We start from the raw sequence: 23,042 nt of genomic DNA, 5'->3' as shown, positions 1-23,042 counted from the left end.
GAATGGCCGATTTTCTCCAGAAAAATGATCTTCAGGTGGCTGAGGAGATGGTGGATTTTGTTGAATCCAAGGCTCTTCCCGGTACGGGTATCGAAGCCACGGAGTTCTGGAAGGGGCTGTCCGATCTGGTGCATGATTTTGGGCCGGAGAACCGCGCCCTTTTGCAAAAGCGCGAAGACATGCAGGCGAAAATCGACGCGTGGCATGTGGAGCGTCGCGGAGCGCCTCATGATCACGAGGCCTATTGTACATTCCTGCGAGAGATCGACTACCTGCTGCCTGAAGGAGACGACTTCGAAATTGACACCGCAAATGTAGATGACGAGATTGCGCGAGTGCCGGGCCCACAATTGGTGGTGCCGATCACCAACGCACGTTATGCACTGAACGCTGCGAACGCTCGGTGGGGAAGCCTTTACGATGGGTTTTACGGGACGGATGCCATGGGTAGCCCCGCGCCCAAAGGAGGATATGATCAGGGTCGCGGCGCGCGGGTCGTGGCGCGTGCGCGGGTCTTCCTCGACGAAGCGTTCCCGATCGAGAAGACCAGCCATGCCGACGCTCGTCGTTACTATGTGCGCAATGGGGCACTGCTGGTCGATGACCAGCCCCTCGTGCATCCTGAGAAATTCGTCGGATACTCAGGCCACCCAAAGGCGCCGACCGCTGTGGTTCTGCGCAACAATGGGCTGCACGTGGAATTGTTTTTTGACCGGACACACGCGATCGGCAGCAGGGATCAGGCCGGATTGGCGGATGTTAGAATGGAAAGCGCCGTTTCCGCGATCATGGATTGTGAAGATTCCGTTGCCTGCGTTGACGCGGAAGACAAGGTTGTTGCTTACGCCAACTGGCTTGGCCTGATGAAAGGCGATCTGAAGGATACGTTTGAGAAGGGGGGGCAGCAGGTGACCCGCACCCTGAACGCTGATCGGGAATACACCGGGCCAGACGGCATGAAAGTCACGCTAAAGGGTCGCGCACTGATGCTGGTGCGTAACGTCGGGCATCTGATGACCAATCCGGCCATCCGCGACCGCGAGGGCAATGAAGTTCCCGAGGGGCTGATGGACGCCATGATCACCACGCTCATCGCGATGCATGATCTGAAGCGGGAGGGCGGCAACTCACTGACCGGCTCGGTTTACGTGGTCAAGCCGAAGATGCATGGACCCGAAGAAGTTGCCTTTGCCGACCGAATTTTTACCCGGGTAGAAGATGTGCTTGGCCTGCCGCAGTTCACGGTGAAACTTGGCATCATGGATGAAGAGCGGCGCACTTCCGTGAACCTCAAAGAATGTATCCGCGCAGCGAAATCCCGTGTGGCCTTTATCAATACCGGGTTTCTGGATCGCACCGGCGATGAAATCCATACCTCCATGGAGGCCGGTCCGTTCAGCCGCAAGGATTTCATCAAGCGCAAGGCCTGGATCGGTGCCTATGAGAACCAGAACGTGGATATCGGTTTGGAGTGCGGCCTCTCCGGGCGTGCGCAGATCGGCAAGGGCATGTGGGCCATGCCTGATCTGATGGCTGCGATGCTGGAGCAGAAGATTGAACATCCCAAATCGGGGGCCAATTGTGCCTGGGTGCCAAGTCCGACCGCCGCAACCCTGCACGCGCTGCATTATCACCGCGTGGATGTTTTTGCGGTTCACGCTGCGTTGCAGAAAAACGGGCGGCGTGCCTATGTGGATACGGTTCTTGATATTCCGCTGGCCACCTATCAGAAATGGACGGACGCGCAGAAAATCCGGGAAGTTGAAAACAACGCGCAAGGCATTCTGGGATATGTCGTGCGTTGGGTGGATCACGGTGTCGGCTGTTCGAAGGTGCCTGACATGAATGACGTGGGCTTGATGGAGGATCGAGCAACCTGCCGGATTTCCGCGCAGCACGTCGCAAACTGGTTGCACCACGGTGTCGTCGATGCCCAGGAAGTTATGCAGGTGATGCGTAAGATGGCCGAGGTGGTTGATGGGCAAAATGCATCGGACCCGCAGTATAAACCAATGGCGCCCGACTATGATGGGGTGGCGTTCCAGGCAGCTTGCGATCTGGTTTTCAAAGGGCGCACGCAGCCGTCCGGCTACACCGAGCCTGTTTTGCACGCCCGCCGCCTTGAACTGAAAGCCTCAGGGTTGTGATGAACCGCTCAGGAAAATGACCAAAACAGCAAGGAACCCTCATGATCGTCTCACTGGAACAAGCCCGCATCATCATCCGCGAAACACTTGCCAAAGGACGCGCCGAAGGGTTCAAGCCCTTGTCCGTGGTGGTCTTGGATGCTGGCGGGCACGTCAAGGCGTTTGAACGTGAGGACGGCGCCTCGCCGGGGCGCTTTGGCGTCGCGCACGGCAAAGCATACGGATCGATCATGCTGGGTATTGCGGGAACTGCGCAAATGGCGCGGGCTGATACCCAAGCCTATTTCATGACGTCCGTAAATGGTGTTTTCGGCGGGCAGGTGGTGCCTGTTCCGGGGGGTATTCTGCTCAAAGACGCGATGGAAAACGTCATTGGCGCAGTTGGTGTGACGGGAGACACCTCGGACAATGACGTGATCGCCGCGCTTGCCGGCATTGAAGCCGCTGGCCTGATGGCAGAAGCCTGAGATGTTGATTTGTATGCTGAATTCGGAAAAGTTAAGCAATTCTGCACAGGCCCTTGCGCGGTCATGGGCTGTTAACCCTTGGTGTGCAAGGCTATATCTTGCAAAAGGAAGTTAATTAAGAGGTTCTGATGGCGCGGCCAATCGTTGGTATTTTTTCCAACCCCTACCTGCTTTTTGACGACTATCCCGTGCATGCCGGGGGGGTCATGAACACTGAAGCTGTCTCGGATGTTTCCGGCTGTATTCCGATGCTGATTCCGGCCGATCCGCGGTTCATTTCGGTACAAGAGCTGTTGGACACATGCGACGGATTCCTGCTCACGGGCGGGCGGCCCAATGTTCATCCGGCCGAATATGGTGAGGAAGCCACTGATGCGCATGGAGAGTTTGACCGGGCGCGCGACGCCGTGGCACTTGATCTGGTGCGGGCTTGCGTTGAACGCGGCCAGCCGTTCCTGGGCATTTGCCGCGGCTTTCAGGAGGTCAATGTGGCCATGGGCGGGACGCTGCATCCTGAAATCCGGGATTTGCCGGGCCGTATGAACCACAGAATGCCGCCTGACGGCACATTGGAAGAGAAATTTGAGCTCCGGCACCCGGTTTCCTTCACCGAAGGGGGCGTGTTCCATCGGTTGATGGGGGCGCAGGAGGTGATGACGAATACGCTGCACGGGCAGGGGATCAAATCCTCCGGGGCGCGGGTGATCGTGGATGGCGTGGCACCGGATGGCACGCCGGAGGCGATTTATATTGACGGAGCACCCGGCTTTACACTCGCTGTGCAATGGCACCCTGAGTATGAGGCGGCACGCGATCCTGTGTCACGGCCTCTCTTTGCCGCTTTCGGCGAGGCGACCCATGCATGGGCGAACGGTCGGCAGTTGACCCCGGCTCAGGTGGCCTGAGCTTCGGGCAGCAGAGAGACAGTTCGAGTGCTGCGAACGGATTTGAAGTTCAGATCGCTTAGCTTTCGCGGGGGTTGCGCATTGTGTTGCCTGTGCGAGGCCGCCAGGGTGCGGTGCAGCGAGGTCCACGCCCAGTCTTTTGGATCTTGAACAAGGCCTGTCTGAGCCGGCGCGCTATGGATCAGCTGCCGATGCACCTCCAGATCGTGGGACGAACGAATTTGATGGTCCCACAGCCGCTTGTGCCAGATGCGCTCTCGACGTGTCGTCAAGTCTCCATCCTGTTGCGGGGTTGTTTGCATTAATGCCCGCGAAAACCGCGATTTCAGAAACCGCCAGCGCGGACGAAAATCAGGGTCCTGCGCTGTCAGCGTCCAGATCGTGTGAAGTGCCGCGGGCAGCACAACGATTGCATCAATTGTGAATGGATAACGTTCGACCGTTTCCCGCACCGCTTGGCGCAACAATGCAACCTCTTTGACCAGCACACTGCTGTTTGGATCAGCAAGCCGCGCCGTGAAAAAATACGTTGGGTTCGGGTTTTTTGAGTGATAGCAGCTGGTCATGGATTTAGGCTAGCGCATTCACGGTTAATGAAACCTGAAGACCGGCAGCGCGACAGAAGATTTGTGACCCTACATCTGACCGCCTGCGATTTCGATGGCTTGGCCGTTGACGCTTTCGGATCCGGGTGACACCAGCCATTTGACTGCCGAGGAGACCTCTTGGGGGGAGATCAACCGGTTGTGCCGGTTTGCCGAGACCATGATCGCCTGGGCTTCCGCTTCGCTGACCCCGGCGCGCTCTGCAATCGACAGGGTATTGCGTGTTACGATGGGGGTGTCGACATAAGCAGGGCAAACGGCGTTGAAGGTGAACGGCTTGCCCAGATGGTCCTCGCTCAACGCCCTGATCAATCCGACCAGCCCGTGTTTCGAAGCGGTGTAACATGATGCGCCCTGCAACCCGCGCAGCCCGGCAATGGAAGATATCGCAATGACGCGTCCCCACTCCGTTTGGCGCATGGAGGTCAGGGATTCGCGTATGGTCAGAAAGGCCCCGTCCAGATTTGTCGCCATCATGTTGCGCCAGAATTTCAGGTCGGTTTTGTGCAAAGCGCGCCCTTCGGCGATGCCCGCATTTGCCACGCATATCTGAAGGGGCCCGCGTGCTTCAACCGCTGCGGCGATGGTAGAGATCACATCTTCTTCGTCGCGCACATCCATGGTCATACCGTGAATGCTCCCTGCCGCGGCAGCATCCAAGGCAGTTTGTCGCCGTCCGGTGATGGTAACGAGACACCCCTCTGCCGAGAGCATACGCGCAACATCGAGACCAATTCCGCTTCCGCCACCTGTGACCAACGCATGTTTTCCTGCGAGCGACATATCGTTCTCCCTGATTTTGCCATCAGCTTAGTGGGCAGGGGGGCAGACACAAGAGCGTGCGTCGATTGTTTTGAGCGCTCAAACGCGCTACAATCGGGACGCAGCAAGAGGATGGCATCATGCAGAAAGTCACAGGTATTGGCGGCTTGTTTTTCCGTGCCGACGACCCCAAGGCAACGTCCGCCTGGTATGCGGAGCATCTGGGCATTTCTGAGGTTCCGGTGACCTACGAGGCCGATGCCTGGCAGCAACAGGCCGGCCCGACAGTTTTTGCGCCTTTTGCCGCGGATACTGAATATTTCGGCAATGCCGCGAAAAGCTGGATGCTCAATTTGCGGGTGGATGATCTGGACGCCATGGTCTCTCAGCTGCGCGCAGCGGGCATAGACGTGGAAGTTGATGCAAAACGATATCCCAATGGTCGCTTTGCCAGATTGACTGACCCGGAAGGTAACCCCATTGAACTCTGGCAGCCCATGGCTGCTGAGGATGCGGAATGAAATGGCTGGACATGCCGCCCCTTTGGTTGGTCTGTTTCGCGGTTCTGGCCTGGTGCCAGGCAAGGTTTCTGCCTTTCGGGCTTAGCCTGACCCACCCGGTCACGTCGCTGGTTTCCGGCTTGCTTGTGGGCGCGGGCATCGTGCTGGCCATGCTGGCCGCCGTTGAGTTCAGACGTCACAAGACAACCATCATTCCTCACGAAACCCCCGGCAAGCTCATCCAGTCGGGTGTATTCGGCAAGTCGCGGAACCCGATCTACCTGGCGGATGTGCTGATTCTGACCGGGCTGTGTTTGTGGTGGGACGCGGTGCTCGGGCTGATCTTTGTACCTATCTTTGTCTGGGTCTTGGAAAAACGGTTCATCATACCGGAAGAAAACCGCATGAGGCGTGTGTTTCGGGCCGATTTTGCACGATATGCTCAAAAAACACGCAGATGGGTGTGAATTCTGTGCAACCGTGAGCGCTCACAGTTTCCCACGCGCTTGTACCTTGCGTGTCGAGAAGATAGGGAAAAAACCATCCATATGCATCAGATTACGCGAAAACGCATCAAACGGGGGAGCTCCAATTGAAGATCGGCACACCAAAAGAGACCTTTGAAGGGGAAGCACGGGTTGCGATGACGCCTGCGTCGGCCCGGGACCTGCAGAAGCTGGGCCATGAATGCGTCATCGAAACCGGCGCCGGGGCGGCGGCCGGTTTTTCAAATGCGGACTACAAGGAAGCAGGCGTTGAAGTCGTCAAAACCGCCGCAGCCTTGTGGAAGGCCGCAGATGTCGTGGCGAAGGTGCGCGCACCCTCTGATGCCGAGGTCAAGCGGCTGCGGGATGGACAGACCCTGATCAGCTTTTTCAACCCCGCAGGCAATACCGATCTGATGGAAGCCTCTGCGCGAAAGGGCTCCACAGTCATTGCGATGGATATGGTGCCGCGCATCAGCCGCGCCCAGAAAATGGACGCGCTGTCCTCCATGGCCAATATCGCTGGTTACCGTGCGGTGATCGAGGCCGGCAACAACTTTGGCCGCTTTTTTACCGGTCAGGTGACCGCCGCAGGCAAGGTACCGCCCGCGAAGGTGCTCGTTGTCGGGGCCGGTGTGGCCGGTTTGGCAGCGATCGGTACATCCACTTCTCTGGGCGCCATTACTTATGCGTTTGACGTAAGGCCCGAGGTGGCCGAACAGGTTGAGTCGATGGGGGCCGAATTCGTCTTCCTCGATTTTGATGAAGAACAGCAGGATGGGTCCGCCACAGGCGGTTATGCCGCTGTTTCAAGCCCGGAATTCACCGCGGCTCAGTTGGCCAAGTTCCGTGAACTGGCGCCGGATATGGATATCGTGATCACCACGGCCCTGATCCCCAACCGCGAAGCGCCTGAGTTGTGGACCGAGGACATGGTGAAATCCATGAAACCCGGCTCCGTTATCGTGGATCTGGCCGCAGAGAAGGGCGGCAACTGCAAGCTGACTGTCATGGATGAAAAAATCGTGACAGACAATGGGGTTACGATCATCGGTTACACCGATTTCCCCAGCCGGATGGCCGCACAGGCTTCCACGCTTTACGCCACAAACATCCGTCACATGATGGCTGATCTAACACCTGAAAAAGACGGTGTGATCAATCACGACATGGAAGATGATGTCATCCGGGGCGCTACGATTACCCACAAGAAAGAAGTCACCTTCCCACCACCGCCTCCCAAGATTGCCGCGATTGCCGCAGCACCGAAAAAAGAGGCACCAAAGGAGCTGACCGCCGAAGAAAAACGCGCGGCCGAAGTGGAGGCGTTCAAGCAAGAGACCCGCAATCAGGTGACAATGCTCGCCATCGGTGGTGCCTTGATCCTGGCCGTGGGCCTTGTCGCACCGGCCAGCTTCATGCAGCACTTCATCGTTTTCGTGCTTGCCGTGTTTGTCGGGTTCCAGGTCATCTGGGGCGTTGCGCATTCGCTGCACACGCCACTGATGGCTGTGACAAACGCCATTTCGTCGATCATTATTCTGGGCGCGCTGATGCAGATCGGCTCGGGGTCATTCCTGGTGGTTCTGCTGGCCGCGCTCTCGATATTTATGGCCGGAATTAATATATTCGGCGGCTTCCTCGTGACACGGCGCATGCTCGCCATGTTCCAGAAATCTTAAAGCACGGGACGGAAAAAATGGACTTCGGATTTACTACAGCAGCCTATGTGGTTGCAGCCGTCCTCTTCATTCTCAGCCTGGGCGGTCTGTCCGGGCAGGAAAGCGCGAAACGTGCGGTCTGGTATGGCATCGTTGGAATGGGGCTTGCGGTTATCGCAACCTTGCTTGGGCCGGGCGAAGGCCGGTGGCTTTTGTCGCTGGTCCTGATCCTCGGTGGCGGGTTTGTTGGCTACGTCGTGGCGCAACGGGTGCAGATGACCGAGATGCCGCAGCTTGTCGCTGCCATGCACAGTCTTGTGGGTCTCGCGGCGGTTTTCGTGGGCTTTAATGCGCATCTGGAACTGGTCCGCGTCCTGGCGATGGATGAGGTAATGCGCAAGAGCCTGGAGGGTTTCGCAGCGCTGCTGGCCAAAAAGGACGGCGTGGAAATCGCCATCCTGCGGGTGGAGCTTTTCCTTGGTGTCTTCATCGGGGCGGTGACTTTCACCGGGTCGGTGATCGCCTATGGCAAGCTGGCGGGCAAGGTCGATACGGCTGCGACAAAGCTGCCCGGTGGTCACATGTTGAACGCAGGTGCAGCGGGTCTCTCCCTCATATGCCTTATCTGGTACTTCAACTCCGGCGGGTTCTTTCCGCTCTTCATCATGACCTTGGCGGCGCTTTTTATCGGTTACCACCTGATCATGGGGATCGGTGGGGCGGATATGCCGGTCGTGGTCTCGATGCTCAACAGCTATTCCGGCTGGGCCGCTGCTGCGATCGGGTTCAGCCTTGGCAATGACCTCTTGATCGTTGTCGGCGCGTTGGTGGGCTCCTCTGGTGCGATCCTGAGCTACATCATGTGCAAGGCGATGAACCGGTCGTTCATCTCGGTCATCTTGGGCGGCTTTGGCGGCCCTGCAGGTGAGCAAATGGCCGTGGAGGGCGAGCAGATCGCCATTGAGGCTGACGGTGTTGCAGCCACGCTCAACGAGGCGGACAGCGTCATCATCATCCCGGGTTACGGGATGGCGGTTGCGCAGGCCCAGCAGGGTGTCGCAGAGCTGGTGCGCAAGTTGCGTGCGCAGGGTAAGAACGTGCGCTTCGCCATTCACCCTGTCGCGGGGCGGCTGCCGGGGCATATGAATGTGCTGCTGGCCGAGGCCAAGGTGCCTTATGATATCGTGATGGAGATGGATGAGATCAACGACGATTTCCCCTCAACGGATGTTGCGATTGTCATCGGTTCGAACGACATCGTGAACCCGGCAGCCCAGGAGGACCCGAACTCGCCCATCGCGGGCATGCCGGTTCTGGAGTGCTGGAAGGCCAAGCAGGTCTTTGTTTCCAAACGCGGTCAGGGCACGGGTTATTCGGGCATCGAGAACCCGCTGTTCTTCAAGGAGAATACCCGCATGTTTTATGGCGATGCCAAGGCATCGCTCGACAAGCTCCTGCCAATGATCGACTGAAACTGCGGCGCTGGCCGAAGTATCAGAGAAATCCGGCTCCCCTGACCCGGGGGCCGGATTTTAACCGTCTACCCCATCTTGATGTCAGCAGATATCAACCCTGTGCGCCAGTGGCGAAGTGCCGCTTTGGGCAGAAGCTGTCAGGGCCGGCCGCACCTCCATGCCCATTCACGTCGAAGCCCGGCATCATGTACGGCGATTGTGAGGATCGAGCCAAAGGCGCGGATATACATCTCACTTTATTGCTCCCTACGAGGGGCACAGGCTCCGTCAGGTATGAGGGCCTTTTGCGGTCCGCGATCTGGTTGCTGAATCTTTTGGTGCAATTCTTGGGCGGTATGCGAATGTGTACCGCTAAGATAATGAATAAAAAGGGCTTTTTCTTTACTTCCAAGCTGATCCGCCCTAATTGAGCCTAAACCCCTTTGACGAGATATTATGCCGCCCATTACTGATCATCCTCTTCGCTACAAGCTTGCAAACGAATTGCACGCGCGCCCTTTTCCGTCGATGAATGCGCCTTGTTCCGCGGTCTACATCGCCATCAAGCAACCCAACGATGCGGTAAGTCGTGATCGTGCGCTTGATCTGGCTCATCTGACAGAGCTTCTGGACCGGCATGGCGCGCCTCACCCACAACCGGGGGCCACGCACTACTACGGACAGATCGGGAAATACTGGCTGAAATGGGAACAACACACGGAGTTTGTCACCTACACCGCCTTTGCCGAAGGCGTCTCAGGACGGCCATTTGATCCGGCGCAATTTGATGTTTTTCCGGCTGATTGGCTCGAAGCAGCACCGGGCCAGCGTATGACCTCAGCGTTGCTGCACATTGCGCCCCGGCCGGCGAAGAACGAGGAAGTCACAACGCTTTTGAACGAATGGTTCGTGTCTGAAAGCCTTGCCGTTTCGGAAGTGCTGGACAAAGCTGCGGTTGTGGCAGGTGATTTCCGCATCGACATGAACGGTCATCTACGCTTTGTGGTTTTTGCCGATGCGGCAACGGACGCCCGGCGCATCGGGCGGATTGTGCAACGGCTGTGTGAGATTGAAACCTACAAGACGATGTCCATGCTCGGATTCGCGCGGGTCAAGGCGCTTCAGCCAAAGCTGAACGATCTCGACACCAAGCTGACCGGATTGATGGGGGCGATGAGCGACGAGCGAGCATCTGCTGAAAAGACGCTGGACAATCTGCTGGCAATTTCGGCCGAACTGGAAACGCTCTCCGCGCAAAGCTCTTTCCGATTTGGTGCCACGGGGGCTTACGAGGCGCTGGTCAATCAGCGGATTGAAGCCCTGCGAGAGGATCGTTTTCAGGGCCGGCAGCATTTTGCGGAATTCATGATGCGCCGCTATGCACCAGCCATGCGCACCGTCAATGCGGCGGAGCGGCGGCTGGAGGCGATGTCGAGCCGATCCATCCGCGCGTCGAATCTGCTCAGAACCCGTGTGGATGTGGAGCGCTCGGCGCAGAATCAATCGCTACTGGAAAGCATGGATAGGCGGTCGGATCTACAATTGCGGTTGCAACGGACGGTCGAAGGGTTGTCGGTTGTGGCGATCAGCTACTATGCGGTGTCGCTGGTGGGTTATCTGCTTTATCCGCTGACGCAATCAACAGGGCTCAGCAAGGGGATGCTGACGGCGATTGCGACCGTGCCCGTCGTCCTGCTGGTCTGGACGATGATCCGGCGATTGCGGAAGTCCGTAGAGTAGGGACGTCGGAACGACGCGCTTGTCGCGGGACGCGCCAAGACGCCCCGCCCGCCGTCCCGTAGCTAGCGCCCTCTGATCCTGGGATCCAAGGCATCCCGCAGGCCGTCGCCGAGGTAATTCACGGACAGGACGGTCAATGAAATCAGAATGCCGGGCAGCATCACCCGTTCGGGGAATTCTTCCATGCGCGGAACCGCGTCTGACAGCAGTTTGCCCCAGGTGGGAAAATCTGACGGGAAGCCAACACCGAGGAAGCTGAGCGCGCTTTCGGTGATGATGGCCGTGGCCAGCCCCAATGTCGCGGAGACCATGATGGGGGAGACAACATTGGGCAGCAAGTGACGTCGAATGATCTTGAACGGCGTAGTGCCGATGGATCGGGCGGCGAGTATGAATTCGCGTTCCTTGAGAGCGAGGATTTCACCACGTACAATCCGGGCTGTCTGCATCCACGAGGTGATCCCGATAACGCCGACAATCAGAATGAACATCCCCGTTTCCGGCCCAAAGTTCGCCCTGAGCGGTTGTCGGAAGAGCGTCACGGCGACCAGCAGCAGCGGCAGGATGGGCAGAGACAAGAAAAGGTCTGTCAGCCGCATCAGAGGTCCGTCAAGCCGCTTGAAGTAGCCCGCGGAGACACCAACAGCGGTGCCGATAAACAGAGCCAGTACCATCGCCGTCCAGCCCACGGCCATGGAGGCGCGGCCACCAGCGATCAGTGTCGCCAGAATATCGCGGCCCAGGTTGTCTGAGCCCAGGGGTTTTGCCCAGCTGGTACGCGCGTCTCCGTCCCAGAGCAGGGTGTAGAGCGGGCGCATGTCCTTGTTCCGGATGTCGAGCTTTTTCGGATCCACATCCCATACCAGGGGTCCGATCAGAACAGCGAGGGTGATGAACAGCAGGAAGCCACCACCGATCAGCGCGCCTTTGTGTTTGCGGAACTGATCCCAGACGTCTTTCCATTGGCTGCGGGGTTCTTTGGGCGGTTCTTTGTCCTTGAGCGCGCCATAGAGTTCGATGTCGGACGGGTCAGATGATTGATCAGTCATAGCGAATCCTCGGATCGAGAATGCCGTAGAGCACATCCGCGATCAGATTGAAGAGAACGATGAGGATGGCAAAGATAAACGTCAGCGTCATCACCATCGGCAGGTCGTTGGCAAATAGCGCCGTCAACAGCAACTGGCCAATTCCATTCACCTTGAAGAGGGTTTCGGTGATGATCGCGCCGCCGAAGATCGAGGGGATGCCAAGGGCGATAACCGTGATGATCGGGATCATGGAATTCCGCAACACGTGGATCAGCACCACAGCGCTTTCTTTCAGCCCTTTGGCGCGCGCCGTGCGCACATAGTCCTGATTGAGATTGTCGAGCATTGAAGCCCGCATGAAACGGCTGATCTGGGCCGTGGTCTGAAGTGCCAGAACCATAACCGGCATGATCATTTGTTGGAGTTGAACCTTGAAGCTCGCCCAGTCGGTGACGACGTGTGTGGTATCATAGATGGATGGGAACCAGCCCAGATTGACCGAAAAGATCACGATGACCAGAACGCCGGAGAAAAACGGGGGGACCGAGAACCCGATCATGGAAACAAAAGTACCCGCCTGATCGAAAAGGGAATACTGCTTGTAGGCCGAATAGATACCGATCGGCAGCGCAATCAGAATGCCGACGATGTAGGACATGCCCACAACCCAAAGCGTCTGGGGCATCCGCTGCATGACGATATCCATCACGGGAGAACGGGTCTGCCAGGAAATCACCCGTAACTTGCCTTCGGCAAAACCTGTCCCAAACCAGTGGTCGATCAGAACCTGCGGTTCGATCCAGAAGAATTGCACCAGCCATTTCCAGTATTGGACATGGGCCGGAGCGCCGAGGCCCAGGGCTTCGCGCATCTTCTGTTTGACTTCCGGAGGGACGGTCAGGGGCACCTGCGCCATGGGATCACCCGGGGCCAGTTGCAGGAGCAGGAAAATCACCAGTGAAATAAACAGCAGCGTCGGGATCGACAGGACCAACCGTCTGATGGTGTATGTCAGCATGTGCTACGCCTTTATGCGTCAGTCTTGTTATTGGTGGAACTCAACCAGCGTCCAGAAAGAGGCTGGATGCGAGGGGTGGGCGAGGCGCTGATGCGCACCCCGCCCGTTTCACATCAGCTGCCGATACGGTACCAGTCAGCTGCGTTCCACAGTTCGCTGTCCCATGTGTTCAGGATCACACCACCAAGTGTGTTGGAGTGCGCCGACACACGACCGCGATCCACCAGCGGCACGATGGTCATCGTTTCGCGGGTGATGATGTCGTTCAGGCGTTTGGCAATTTCGCCGCGTTTGTCCAACTCACCTGTCCGCGCCAGCTCGTCGAGCAACTGGTCGTACTCTTCGTTGCAGAAGCGGTTGATATTCTCACCCTGCCATTGGCTCGCAGGCTTGGGCTCATTGCCGCAACGATAGGCAGACAGGTAGGCCTGCGGATCTGTGCCATCGAAGTTGTTGGCGTACATTTCAACGTCCGCATAGAACTTCTGGAAGGTGTCGGGCGAGCCCGGATCACCACCGAAGAAGACGGAAGCGTCAAGATTCCGCAACTCGGTTTCAACGCCGATCTGGTTCCACCAGTCCTTAATCAGCGCCTGGAAGTCCTGACGCACGGCATTGGTGGAGGTCTGATAGAGGATCGACAGTTTCACGCCGTCCTTGTCGCGCACGCCGTCGCCATCGCTGTCAGTCCAGCCCGCTTCGTCCAGCAGCGCCTTGGCACCGTCAATGTCCTGGGTCAGGCATTCGGTGTTGTCGGAGGCATAGAGTGCCGGGGCAGGGACAAGGTTACAGGTCGCACGACCTGCCTGACCATACCCAATCTCGACCAGCAACTCGCGGTCGATTGCCATTGAGAGCGCTTTGCGAACGTTGAAGTCCGACAGGAAAGGGTGCGGGTGCGCAAGAGTTGAGCGCTCACCTTCCGGCAGATCAGGCGATGGGTTCGTCAGGTTCATCTCCAGACGTTCCACCAGCGTCCCGAAAGCCGCGATGGGCGTGCCCTTGCCGCCTTCGGCCATTTTCGCCAGCACATCAGGCGCCAGTTGCAGGTTCCAGGCATAATCGAACTCGCCGGTTTCCAGCACGGCACGACCAGCGGCCGTGGCATCGCCGCCACCCTTGAACGTCAGTGAGGAAAAGGCGGGTTTGCCTGCTTCGCGGTAATTCTCATTGGCAACCATCTGGATCACGTCATTCGGACGGAAATCCGTCACCACGAAGGGGCCTGTGCCGATGGGGTTGAAATTTGCATCCGTGCATTCAGGTGCCTTGGCGCCCAGGCAGTCTGCAAATTGTGCCTTTTGAATGATCGGAGATTGGCCACCCATGAAGGGACCATAGGGATTCGGTTTGGCATCCACGAAATTCACTTTGACTGTGAGGTCATCCAGAACCTCAACGCTTTCCACGCCGTCAAACTTGGACGCCTGAGCGCAGCCACCTTCGGGGTGCATGCAATATTCTGCGGTAAATGCGACGTCAGCGGAGGTTACGGGTGAGCCGTCAGACCAGACCAGACCTTCCGTCAGTTTCCATGTGATGGATTTGAGGTCTTCGCTCACGCCACCGTTTTCAACGGTAGGGATTTCGTCGACCAGGTAAGGAACCAAAGCACCATTTTCATCATAGCGACCAAGGGGTTCGATCACCAGGGACGCGGATTCCAGATCCTTCGTACCGCCAGACAGATAGGGGTTCAGGATCGAAGGCGCTTGCCAATAGATGATGTTGACCTGACCGTCGCGACCGCGTTCCCCTTCGTGGCCGTCGGCGAATGCGACGGGTGCCAAAGCAGTTGTGGCGATTGCCCCCATCAATAGGGTTTTGAGTTTCATTTTATACTCCATGTTGGACACATTCGTGCCGTTACGCGCCTCGATTACGTCCTGGGCGCTTGGGTGCCGACCGGAGGTGATGTGAGAACATTGGCCTAACTTTGCGAAAAGACGCAGTTTTTGAGCCGATCCCCCGGATGCATATGCCCATCGAAGCATCTTTTTCGGAAAAAGCAACCCTTGTGATGGACGACTTTGTGGCAACTGTGGCTGACGGGTTTGACACCGGAGGCTGCTTGGCTTTAGCGTCCTGAGACAAGAACTTCAGGGGCGGCGATGCTGGATCAAGAACAAGACACCTTAACCGTGCACCCAATTGCACAAATCAAAGGGCTGCGGGTCGAGTTTCAGACCAAGGACGGGCCGGTTGTCGGGGTGGAAGATGTCTCCTTTGACATCAATCCGGGCGAGACCGTCTGCGTGGTGGGTGAAAGCGGGTCCGGTAAGTCAGTATCGTCCTTGTCTTTGATGCGTCTCGTGGAATTTGGCGGTGGTGAAATCACCGGTGGCCAGCTTTGGTTCGACCGCCCCGGTGCTGATGACGTGGATCTGGCCGATACCGATCCCGAGAAAATGCGCTCCATCCGTGGCAACGAGATTGGCATGATTTTTCAGGAGCCGATGACGGCCCTGAATCCGGTTTTCACAGTGGGGCGGCAACTCACCGAAGGTTTGCGCCTGCACAAGGATATGACAAAGGCAGAGGCCGAAGCGCGCGCGCTTGAGCTTTTGCGCGAGGTGCGCATTCCGGAACCGGAGCGGCGGCTGGTTCAATACCCGCACGAATTGTCCGGTGGTATGCGCCAGCGGGTGGTGATTGCGATGGCCTTGGCCTGTAAGCCGCGGCTGCTTATTGCCGACGAACCCACGACAGCTTTGGATGTGACCATTCAGGCCGAGATACTTGCGCTGATGGACCGATTGAAACGGGAAACCGGGACAGCGGTGATGTTTATTACCCATGATATGGCCGTCGTGGCGCAAATGGCTGACCGGGTTGTGGTGATGTTTCGCGGCAACAAGGTTGAAGAGGGGCCGGTCGCGGAGATTTTCGAGAATCCGCAGCACCCTTACACCAAGGCCTTGTTGGCCGCCGTTCCCAAGTTGGGGGAAATGACCGGGAAACCATTGCCGGAGCCGATGAAGCTGCTGGGGTCGGAAAATAACGCCATCCATCCCATTCCCGGAACCGAGGAGGTCTTGCTGTCGGTCAAGAACCTGACGACAAGATTCCCGGTCAAAGGCGGGTTCTTTCGGCGCACCGTCGCTAATGTACACGCGGTCGAGGATTTGTCCTTCACCATCAACAAAGGTCAGACGCTCAGCCTTGTGGGCGAAAGCGGATGTGGAAAATCCACTGCGGGGCGGTCAATTCTGAGGCTGGTCGATCCTATGTCGGGCGAGGTCGATCTTGATGGCACAGACATCATGGCATTGGACCAGAAAGCGCTGCGAGAAGCGCGATTGGACATGCAGATGATCTTTCAGGATCCCTTTGCCTCGCTTAACCCGCAAATGCAGCTCAGCGATCAGGTGGCCGAACCTATTCATAACTATGGTACGCTGAAGGGATCGGCGGTTCACGACCGTGTGGCTATGCTGTTCGACCGGGTGGAACTGCCGCGCAGTTTCATGCGACGTTTCCCCCATGAGTTGTCAGGCGGACAACGTCAGCGGGTGGCCATTGCGCGCGCGCTTGCGCTTAATCCCAAGCTGATCATTGCGGACGAGGCAGTCTCGGCGCTGGATGTCTCGGTGCAGGCGCAGGTGCTGAACCTGATGATGGAATTGCAGGCCGAAATGGGTTTGTCTTTCCTTTTCATCAGCCACGATATGGCGGTGGTTGAACGCGTAAGCCACCATGTCGGCGTGATGTATCTGGGTCGGATTGTTGAGCTTGGACCCCGACCGCGGGTGTTTGAGAACCCTCAGCATGCGTACACCCAGGCCTTGATGAAAGCGGTGCCCATTGCGGATCCGCGCAAACGCAAGGATGAAAGCGAGCTGAATTTCAAGCCGATCCCGTCACCGATCCACCCCGTCGGCTATGCGCCGGAGCCCTCTGTCTACAACGAGGTGGAACCGGGCCATTTTGTTCTCGAAACGGACAGCGGATACTGATCTTTCATGGCCGCACGTCTCACCCCGCTGGAAATCATGCGAAACCTTGTGGCGTTTCCGACCGTCAGCCGCGACACCAACCTACCCCTTGTCAACTGGGTGGAGGGGTATCTGGGCGATCACGGTATTGAAACGCACCGATATACCGACCCCGGCGCGCAGAAGGCGGCCGTGTTTGCCCACGTAGGCCCCTGGCAGGAGGGTGCCGTGGTGCTGTCAGGCCATACGGATGTGGTGCCCGTCGATGGCCAGCCCTGGGAGACGGACCCTTACGAGGTTGTTGAAAAAGAGGGAAAATACTACGGGCGTGGCACCTGCGACATGAAAGGGTTCGATGCGCTGGCGATCTGGGCGCTGGTCGAGGCGCACCACGCTGGCATCAAACGACCGCTGCAAATCGCCCTGAGCTTTGACGAAGAGATCGGCTGCACCGGGGCGCCGCCGATGATCGAAGCGATGCAGCCCGTGTTGCCCAAAGGCTCTGCGGTGATCGTGGGGGAACCCTCTTCGATGCGGGCGGTGTCTGGTCATAAAGGTGGGACCGGTTTCGACACCCATGTGCAGGGTTTTGAAGTCCACAGCTCATTGATGGATCGCGGCGTCAACGCTATCATGTATGGCGCCAAGCTGATCGAATGGGCCAATGAGATGAATGCCCAAAACAGCGCGCATCCGCCCGGGGATGTGGCGGCGATGTTCGACCCACCCTTTACCACGGTGCATGTCGGCATGATCGAAGGCGGAACGGCCCATAACATCACTGCAAAGGATTGCCGCTTTGCTGTCGATTTCCGCGTTGTTCCCGGAGAAGACAAGGACGCCTGGGAGGCGCGCTACCGGGCGCGTGTTGCGGAAGTCGAGGCGTTGATGCAAGCGGTTGTCCCCGAAACCCGGATCGAGATCACCCCGCGTTTCGATGTCCCTGCACTGCGACCCGAAGAAGCGGGAGAAGCGGAAAGTCTTGCACGTGCGCTAACAGGCGATAACGCCAGCCACGTGGTCAGCTACGGAACCGAGGCAGGGCAGTTTCAGCAAGCAGGGTATTCCGCGGTGATCTGTGGTCCCGGCGATATTGCTCAGGCGCATCAGCCCAATGAGTTTATCTCCGTGGCTGAATTCGAGGCCGGCCATACTTTCATGCAAAAGCTTGTTGCTCAGTTGGGCTCATGAAGCACGCCAGTGACATGGCGTCCGAGCATAGATATCGCAACATGATTGGCGCAAAGGCCCAAATCTGAAATGCAGCCGTTTCCGATTTCTCTTGAAACACCCGTAAAGTTCCCCGGCCCTCTCCCTGATCAGGCAGATGTGGTGGTGATCGGCGGTGGGATCATTGGCGTCTCATCGGCCCTGTTCCTGGCCCGTGCCGGGAAAAAAACGGTGCTTTTGGAAAAGGGACGCGTTGCGGCGGAACAATCCAGCCGGAATTGGGGATGGATCAGGCAGCAGGGGCGTGATCCCGATGAATTGCCGATCATGGTCGAGGCCAACAGGCTATGGCGAGAGCTTGCGACGCAAACCAATCAGGACATCGGACTACGGCAAGCGGGCGTCACATACCTTGCGAAATCCGAAGCCCAGATGGCCAAATACGCAGCTTGGGCGCCGATTGCCCAAGAGCTTGGTGTCGATACAAGAACGATGGGTGCGGCAGAGACCGCAGCTCTGGTGCCGGGCATGTCGCAAACTTATTCAGGGGCGTTGCATACGGCCTCCGATATGCGCGCCGAGCCTTGGGTCGCCGTTCCTGCCCTCGCTGGCATAGCGGTGCGTGAGGGAGCTTGCATTGTTGAAAACTGTGCCGCGCGAGCGCTTGATCTTGCGGCAGGGCGTGTGGCGGGCGTGATCACGGAACAGGGCAGAATTTCCGCGCCTGAAGTGATTCTGGCCGGGGGTGCATGGTCCGCTCTCCTGCTGGGTAGTCAGGAGGTTTTTCTGCCGCAGCTTTCAGTGCGCGCAACAGTTGCCGCGACCAGTGCGTTGCCGTTGATCACTGAGGGCGGTGTTGCAGATGACAAGATCGCTTTCAGGCGGCGGGTAGATGGTGGCTATACGTTGGCGCCAGGCGGATTTCACGAACTCTTCATAGGTTGGAACGCGCTGCGCTCACTGCCAAAATTCCTCACGCAATTGCGGGCTGAGCCTTTTGGTACCCGGTTTTATCCAGCGGCACCGCATGGGTATCCCGATGCGTGGACAACGCCGCGGCGCTGGCTTGAGGGTGGTATCAGCCCCTTTGAAAGCATGCGTGTTCTGAATCCGGCTCCGAACAGATCGCGGGCGAATCGGCTCAAGGGTCAGTTTGCCGCCCTGTTTCCGGAATTGCCCGATTTCGACCTCTCCCATACTTGGGCCGGGATGATTGATACGATGCCTGACCTTGTTCCAGTTGTAGATCGCGTGGCGGCTCTCCCCGGACTGACGCTGGGGACGGGAATGAGCGGTCATGGTTTTGGCATCGGTCCGGCCATGGGGCGCATTCTGGCTGATCTCGCACAGGGCAAGGATCCGGGGCATGATCTTGACCGTTTTCGGTTTTCGCGTTTTGCTGACGGCAGTGCGATGCGCCTTGGTCCCGCGCTATAACGCGACATCTTGCAAAAGCGCTCGGATCAGGTTGAAGCCGCTGCAGGGAGGTTTAAGATGGCTTTCAGGAAGGCAGAATCATGCCCGTTTCTGAGTGCCCCTGTCGGCACATAAGCCCAGTAGCCTGATGTCGTAAGGTCATCTGCCCCGGCAGATCACAACCCACTTGGCACCAACGATATTTCAAGGAGAAATCCCGAATGCCCGTCAAAAACCGTTTTGCCGAATTGCACGATGAAATCACTGCCTGGCGGCGCGATCTGCACGAGCACCCCGAATTGTTGTTCGACACCCATCGCACCTCTGCGCTGGTGGCGGAAAAACTGGAAGCTTTCGGGTGCGACGAGGTTGTGACTGGTATCGGCAGAACCGGTGTCGTCGGCGTGATCAAGGGCAAGACAAATAGGTCCGGCAAGGTTGTCGGGCTGCGTGCAGATATGGATGCGCTGCCGATACACGAGCAGACGGGTGTCGCATATGCCTCCAAAACACCGGGTGCGATGCACGCCTGTGGCCATGATGGTCATACGGCCATGTTGCTGGGCGCGGCAAAATACCTCGCAGAGACGCGGAATTTCGATGGCACAGCAGTGGTGATTTTCCAACCCGCAGAAGAAGGCGGTGGCGGCGGGCGCGAGATGTGTAACGACGGTATGATGGCGCGGTTCGGCATCCAGGAAGTTTACGGCATGCACAACTGGCCGGGTCATCCGATGGGCAGTTTTGCAATTCGCCCCGGTGCCTTTTTTGCCGCCACGGATATTTTCGAGATCGAAGTGGAAGGTCTGGGCGGACACGCGGCAAAACCCCATGAAACGATCGATACCACAATTGTCGCCAGCCATATTGTCATTGCGGCACAGACCATTGCGAGCCGCAACGCCGATCCTGTCGATCAGATCGTCGTTTCAGTGACGTCTTTTGAGACCTCTTCAAAAGCCTTCAATGTCATCCCGCAGCGCGTTTTGCTCAAGGGAACCGTGCGCACCATGACAACGGAGATGCGCGATCTGGCGGAAACACGGCTGAAGGCGGTTGCGACTGGGATTGCCGCAAGTTTCGGGGCGGAGGCCCGCGTGGATTACACGCGCAACTATCCGGTTATGGTCAATCATGATGAGCAGACGGAATTTGCAGCGAAGGTCGCAGAAAAAGTTGCGGGCGCCTGCGAGGAAGCGCCTCTGGTCATGGGGGGAGAGGATTTTGCCTTCATGCTCGAAGAGAGACCGGGCGCCTATATTCTCGTCGGAAACGGCCCGGGGGCCGCGGTTCATCATCCGGAGTATAATTTCAACGATGAGGCGATCCCAGCGGGGTGCAGCTGGTGGGCAGAAATTGTGGAACAGCGCCTACCTGCTGCCGGTTAGCTGGCGAGCAACTTTCGATAAACGGCGACAATTGCGGCAGCTTCCTGCTCCAGTCGGAAGTTGCCAACGGCCCGGGCGCGCGCTGCTTTGGACATTGCGTCGCGCTTGGCGTCATCGGCCAATATTCCGTCGATCGCTGTCACCATGGCGGGCACATCCTCTATATCCACCAGATGACCGGTTTCGCCTTCTGCAATGAGTTCTTCAAAAGCGCCGACTTTGGTGGCCACTGCGGGCGCGCCACAGGCCATGGCTTCCAGTGGGGTCAGTCCGAACCCTTCCCAGCGTTGCGGGGCGACATAAAGATCAAGGGCCTGAAAATGTTTTGCCAGGTCTTCTATCGGCACCTCGTCGCGAAAGAGAATGCGGTCAGCCAGACCCGCCGCAGCGACATCTTCCTTAAGTTTCTTGAGGAAATCCTGATGCTCTGTCGTCGCACGTCCCATGATCAACGCTTTGGCGGTTTTGTGGGCGGCAAAAACCTCGATCATGGCTGCGACGAAAAGGTCATTACCCTTTTGGTGCCGTATACGACCAAAACACCCGATCAACGGGCCGTCGCCGGGCAGAGCAAGAGCCTCGCGCAGCGCCTTTCTGTCTTGCACCGGTTGAAACAACGCGCAATCCACGCCGTGTCGAATGACGGTCGCCTCGTGATCAAGATAACTTGCAGATTTGGAAGAGGTCGCAATGATCGCATCCATCTGCCGCAGGAGCCATCGGGTAAATCCGGTATGCCGACGTTGCGCAGCAGATGTAAAAAGCAGTTTCAGACGTTTGCCTGCGAGATATTTTAATGCCAGCCCGGCGATCATTTCAACATTGCGCCTAGCATGCCAGACGCGCGCTCCGGAGGGACCGCTGCGCGGCAGCAGCAGCAGTTTTCCGGGCGCGAGGTTGGGCACCTCCGGTGGCAGATCAGGCGCACAGGCGGCAATGGCGATGTCGCGGGCCTGAAGCGGCACGAGACGTATCACCGTCGATGTCACACCGGAATGCCGCCGTTTGAAATTGGGCGCAATGACATCGATGTCGCGCAGGGGTGGGAGCGGGGCTGTCATCGGATATCATCCTCCAGCTTGAGCATTCGGATCAGGCGGCTTGCAATACCGCTGAGCTGATCCGCCTTGTCCTGAACATAGTCGCGCGCGGCCTGCAATGCAGTGGCGCGATGCGCACCGTCTTGCAGCATCATTTGAACCGCCTGCGCAAGAGCAGGGCCGTCCTCTGCAATGCGGGCTACGCCCGATTTTTCCATGTCGGAAAACGTTTCAGCGAAATTCGTCACATGAGGCCCTGAGATGACCGCAGCACCCGATTGCACAACTTCAAAGGGGTTATGACCACCAATAGGCAACAATGATCCGCCCAGAAAGACAACATCCGAAAGAGCATACCAATTGCCCAACTCGCCAAGCGTGTCGGCAAGGTAGACGGCTTCACCCGCCTTCGGATGGTCACCTTTTGAGCGAACAGCGCAGCTGAACCCACCACTGTTGATCAGCCCTGCGATTTCAGCGCTGCGTTCGGGATGGCGCGGCACCAGGATCAGGAGCAGCTCCGGATAATCACGCAAAAGCGCTCTATGGGCTTCAAGAACAATCGCCTCCTCCCCTTTGTGGGTGGAGGCTGCAACCCAGACGGGGCGTCCCTTGATTGCCGTGCGGGCGGGCGCAAGGACGGCAGGGTCGGTCGGCAGGGGGGCCGACATGGATTTGAGGTTTATCCCCCGGGCAACCCGATCGGCGGGCGCATGCATGTTCACCATGGCCTGCGCCATGTCGTCATTCTGCGTGAGGATCAGATCGAAGACATCGAAGATATAAGCCGCCAGAGCTGGCTTGTTCGTCCAGGCGGCGCGCGATTTTGCGCTGAGGCGCGCATTCACCAGCGCCATGCTTGCGCCTGTGTTCCGGGTCATGCGCAGCATCTGCGGCCAAAGCTCGCTCTCAACGAAGACTGCGGCAGCAGGTCGCCAGTGTTGCAGGAAACGGCTGACGGGGCCACGGGCATCGAGCGGCGCAAACTGGTGCACGGTGCGCGGCGGCAAACGGTCGGCAACCAGCTTCGCCGACGTCGGCGTGCCGGAGGTGATCAGGAATTGGGCGCGGGGCAGCATCTCACCCATGCGCGTTATCAGCGCCAGAACCGACAGGCTCTCGCCAACCGAGGCCGCATGAAACCAGACGAGTTTTCCGCCCCCCGTACGAGGCTGACTGGCATGGCCGAGTTTCTCGTGCGCGCGCAGCACTGAAACACCCTGGCGACGCATCTTGCGTGTCTGCGCCCAGGCCGCGAAAGGGATCAGCAACGTGGTTGCCGCCACATAGACATGAAAGAGCAGCGGTGCGCGCATTG

General features: G+C 58.1%; 19 protein-coding genes. 12 read left to right on the top strand and 7 right to left on the bottom strand.

The window, feature by feature from the left end:
- The first annotated feature begins 2 nt into the window (after positions 1–2).
- From Q0802_RS02320 to Q0802_RS02310, 3 genes are all read left to right on the top strand, one after another.
- Positions 3–2,147, top strand: a complete 2,145-nt coding sequence (locus Q0802_RS02320) for a malate synthase G (protein ID WP_298912962.1) — start codon at positions 3–5, stop codon at positions 2,145–2,147.
- 41 nt (positions 2,148–2,188) lie between these two features.
- On the top strand, positions 2,189–2,614 hold the full coding sequence (locus Q0802_RS02315) for a heme-binding protein (protein WP_298912959.1): 426 nt from the start codon (positions 2,189–2,191) through the stop codon (positions 2,612–2,614).
- Between the two features lie 128 nt (positions 2,615–2,742).
- Positions 2,743–3,519: a gamma-glutamyl-gamma-aminobutyrate hydrolase family protein gene (locus Q0802_RS02310; protein ID WP_298912954.1), complete on the top strand. Its 777-nt coding sequence runs from the start codon at positions 2,743–2,745 to the stop codon at positions 3,517–3,519.
- On the opposite strand, the gene Q0802_RS02305 is transcribed toward Q0802_RS02310, so the two are convergent.
- Positions 3,507–4,085 (bottom strand): transposase, encoded by a 579-nt coding sequence (locus Q0802_RS02305; protein ID WP_298912952.1) that lies wholly within the window; start codon positions 4,083–4,085, stop codon positions 3,507–3,509. The genes Q0802_RS02310 and Q0802_RS02305 overlap by 13 nt on opposite strands.
- 69 nt (positions 4,086–4,154) lie before the next feature.
- Positions 4,155–4,907: an SDR family NAD(P)-dependent oxidoreductase gene (locus Q0802_RS02300; RefSeq protein WP_298912949.1), complete on the bottom strand. Its 753-nt coding sequence runs from the start codon at positions 4,905–4,907 to the stop codon at positions 4,155–4,157.
- Between the two features lie 119 nt (positions 4,908–5,026).
- Between Q0802_RS02300 and Q0802_RS02295 the strand changes: the two genes are divergently transcribed.
- The 5 genes from Q0802_RS02295 (at position 5,027) to Q0802_RS02275 (ending at position 10,726) form a co-directional block, all read left to right on the top strand.
- Entirely contained in the window at positions 5,027–5,407 is a 381-nt protein-coding gene (locus tag Q0802_RS02295; protein WP_298912947.1) for a VOC family protein, read from the top strand.
- Positions 5,404–5,853: an isoprenylcysteine carboxylmethyltransferase family protein gene (locus Q0802_RS02290; RefSeq protein ID WP_298912945.1), complete on the top strand. Its 450-nt coding sequence runs from the start codon at positions 5,404–5,406 to the stop codon at positions 5,851–5,853. The genes Q0802_RS02295 and Q0802_RS02290 overlap by 4 nt, the downstream gene beginning before the upstream one ends.
- A 125-nt stretch (positions 5,854–5,978) precedes the next feature.
- Positions 5,979–7,553 carry a Re/Si-specific NAD(P)(+) transhydrogenase subunit alpha gene (locus Q0802_RS02285; RefSeq protein WP_298912943.1) on the top strand — a complete coding sequence of 525 codons (1,575 nt, stop codon included), beginning with the start codon at positions 5,979–5,981 and terminating at the stop codon, positions 7,551–7,553.
- 17 nt (positions 7,554–7,570) lie between these two features.
- Positions 7,571–9,004 carry an NAD(P)(+) transhydrogenase (Re/Si-specific) subunit beta gene (locus Q0802_RS02280; RefSeq protein ID WP_298912940.1) on the top strand — a complete coding sequence of 478 codons (1,434 nt, stop codon included), beginning with the start codon at positions 7,571–7,573 and terminating at the stop codon, positions 9,002–9,004.
- A 438-nt stretch (positions 9,005–9,442) separates the two neighbouring features.
- Positions 9,443–10,726 carry a DUF3422 domain-containing protein gene (locus Q0802_RS02275; protein WP_298912937.1) on the top strand — a complete coding sequence of 428 codons (1,284 nt, stop codon included), beginning with the start codon at positions 9,443–9,445 and terminating at the stop codon, positions 10,724–10,726.
- Positions 10,727–10,788: 62 nt separating this feature from the next.
- Here Q0802_RS02275 and Q0802_RS02270 read toward each other — a convergent pair whose 3' ends face one another.
- The 3 genes from Q0802_RS02270 to Q0802_RS02260 form a co-directional block, all read right to left on the bottom strand.
- Positions 10,789–11,775, bottom strand: a complete 987-nt coding sequence (locus tag Q0802_RS02270) for an ABC transporter permease (RefSeq protein ID WP_298912934.1) — start codon at positions 11,773–11,775, stop codon at positions 10,789–10,791.
- Positions 11,768–12,775, bottom strand: coding sequence for an ABC transporter permease (locus Q0802_RS02265; protein WP_298912932.1), 1,008 nt, complete (start codon positions 12,773–12,775; stop codon positions 11,768–11,770). The genes Q0802_RS02270 and Q0802_RS02265 overlap by 8 nt, the downstream gene beginning before the upstream one ends.
- A 113-nt stretch (positions 12,776–12,888) precedes the next feature.
- Positions 12,889–14,610, bottom strand: a complete 1,722-nt coding sequence (locus Q0802_RS02260) for a peptide ABC transporter substrate-binding protein (protein WP_298912929.1) — start codon at positions 14,608–14,610, stop codon at positions 12,889–12,891.
- 276 nt (positions 14,611–14,886) lie between these two features.
- On the opposite strand from Q0802_RS02260, the gene Q0802_RS02255 reads away from it, so the two are divergent.
- From Q0802_RS02255 to Q0802_RS02240, 4 genes are all read left to right on the top strand, one after another.
- Positions 14,887–16,731 (top strand): ABC transporter ATP-binding protein, encoded by a 1,845-nt coding sequence (locus Q0802_RS02255; RefSeq protein WP_298912927.1) that lies wholly within the window; start codon positions 14,887–14,889, stop codon positions 16,729–16,731.
- Between the two features lie 6 nt (positions 16,732–16,737).
- Complete coding sequence (gene argE / locus Q0802_RS02250) at positions 16,738–17,901, top strand: acetylornithine deacetylase (protein ID WP_298912925.1); 1,164 nt, start codon at positions 16,738–16,740, stop codon at positions 17,899–17,901.
- Between the two features lie 69 nt (positions 17,902–17,970).
- Positions 17,971–19,317: an FAD-binding oxidoreductase gene (locus tag Q0802_RS02245; protein WP_298912922.1), complete on the top strand. Its 1,347-nt coding sequence runs from the start codon at positions 17,971–17,973 to the stop codon at positions 19,315–19,317.
- A 200-nt stretch (positions 19,318–19,517) separates the two neighbouring features.
- Complete coding sequence (locus tag Q0802_RS02240; protein ID WP_298912920.1) at positions 19,518–20,684, top strand: M20 aminoacylase family protein; 1,167 nt, start codon at positions 19,518–19,520, stop codon at positions 20,682–20,684.
- Here Q0802_RS02240 and Q0802_RS02235 read toward each other — a convergent pair.
- On the bottom strand, positions 20,681–21,745 hold the full coding sequence (locus Q0802_RS02235) for a glycosyltransferase family 4 protein (RefSeq protein WP_298912918.1): 1,065 nt from the start codon (positions 21,743–21,745) through the stop codon (positions 20,681–20,683). The genes Q0802_RS02240 and Q0802_RS02235 overlap by 4 nt on opposite strands.
- On the bottom strand, positions 21,742–23,040 hold the full coding sequence (locus Q0802_RS02230) for a 3-deoxy-D-manno-octulosonic acid transferase (protein ID WP_298912916.1): 1,299 nt from the start codon (positions 23,038–23,040) through the stop codon (positions 21,742–21,744). The genes Q0802_RS02235 and Q0802_RS02230 overlap by 4 nt, the downstream gene beginning before the upstream one ends.
- Positions 23,041–23,042 lie beyond the last annotated feature (2 nt).

It is taken from the genome of uncultured Roseobacter sp., assembly GCF_947495275.1.
Taxonomy (GTDB): domain Bacteria; phylum Pseudomonadota; class Alphaproteobacteria; order Rhodobacterales; family Rhodobacteraceae; genus Roseobacter.
Note: the sequence above shows the minus strand (reverse complement) of the source record. Positions and strands in the feature narration are given on the sequence as shown.

Bases quoted from the DNA above. Each gene is read 5' to 3' on its own strand.
- Q0802_RS02320 (WP_298912962.1), top strand. From the start codon at position 3: ATGGCCGATTTTCTCCAGAAAAATGATCTTCAGGTGGCTGAGGAGATG.
- Q0802_RS02315 (WP_298912959.1), top strand. From the start codon at position 2,189: ATGATCGTCTCACTGGAACAAGCCCGCATCATCATCCGCGAAACACTT.
- Q0802_RS02310 (WP_298912954.1), top strand. From the start codon at position 2,743: ATGGCGCGGCCAATCGTTGGTATTTTTTCCAACCCCTACCTGCTTTTT.
- Q0802_RS02305 (WP_298912952.1), bottom strand. From the start codon at position 4,085: ATGACCAGCTGCTATCACTCAAAAAACCCGAACCCAACGTATTTTTTC.
- Q0802_RS02300 (WP_298912949.1), bottom strand. From the start codon at position 4,907: ATGTCGCTCGCAGGAAAACATGCGTTGGTCACAGGTGGCGGAAGCGGA.
- Q0802_RS02295 (WP_298912947.1), top strand. From the start codon at position 5,027: ATGCAGAAAGTCACAGGTATTGGCGGCTTGTTTTTCCGTGCCGACGAC.
- Q0802_RS02290 (WP_298912945.1), top strand. From the start codon at position 5,404: ATGAAATGGCTGGACATGCCGCCCCTTTGGTTGGTCTGTTTCGCGGTT.
- Q0802_RS02280 (WP_298912940.1), top strand. From the start codon at position 7,571: ATGGACTTCGGATTTACTACAGCAGCCTATGTGGTTGCAGCCGTCCTC.
- Q0802_RS02275 (WP_298912937.1), top strand. From the start codon at position 9,443: ATGCCGCCCATTACTGATCATCCTCTTCGCTACAAGCTTGCAAACGAA.
- Q0802_RS02270 (WP_298912934.1), bottom strand. From the start codon at position 11,775: ATGACTGATCAATCATCTGACCCGTCCGACATCGAACTCTATGGCGCG.
- Q0802_RS02265 (WP_298912932.1), bottom strand. From the start codon at position 12,775: ATGCTGACATACACCATCAGACGGTTGGTCCTGTCGATCCCGACGCTG.
- Q0802_RS02260 (WP_298912929.1), bottom strand. From the start codon at position 14,610: ATGAAACTCAAAACCCTATTGATGGGGGCAATCGCCACAACTGCTTTG.
- Q0802_RS02255 (WP_298912927.1), top strand. From the start codon at position 14,887: ATGCTGGATCAAGAACAAGACACCTTAACCGTGCACCCAATTGCACAA.
- argE (WP_298912925.1), top strand. From the start codon at position 16,738: ATGGCCGCACGTCTCACCCCGCTGGAAATCATGCGAAACCTTGTGGCG.
- Q0802_RS02245 (WP_298912922.1), top strand. From the start codon at position 17,971: ATGCAGCCGTTTCCGATTTCTCTTGAAACACCCGTAAAGTTCCCCGGC.
- Q0802_RS02240 (WP_298912920.1), top strand. From the start codon at position 19,518: ATGCCCGTCAAAAACCGTTTTGCCGAATTGCACGATGAAATCACTGCC.
- Q0802_RS02235 (WP_298912918.1), bottom strand. From the start codon at position 21,745: ATGACAGCCCCGCTCCCACCCCTGCGCGACATCGATGTCATTGCGCCC.
- Q0802_RS02230 (WP_298912916.1), bottom strand. From the start codon at position 23,040: ATGCGCGCACCGCTGCTCTTTCATGTCTATGTGGCGGCAACCACGTTG.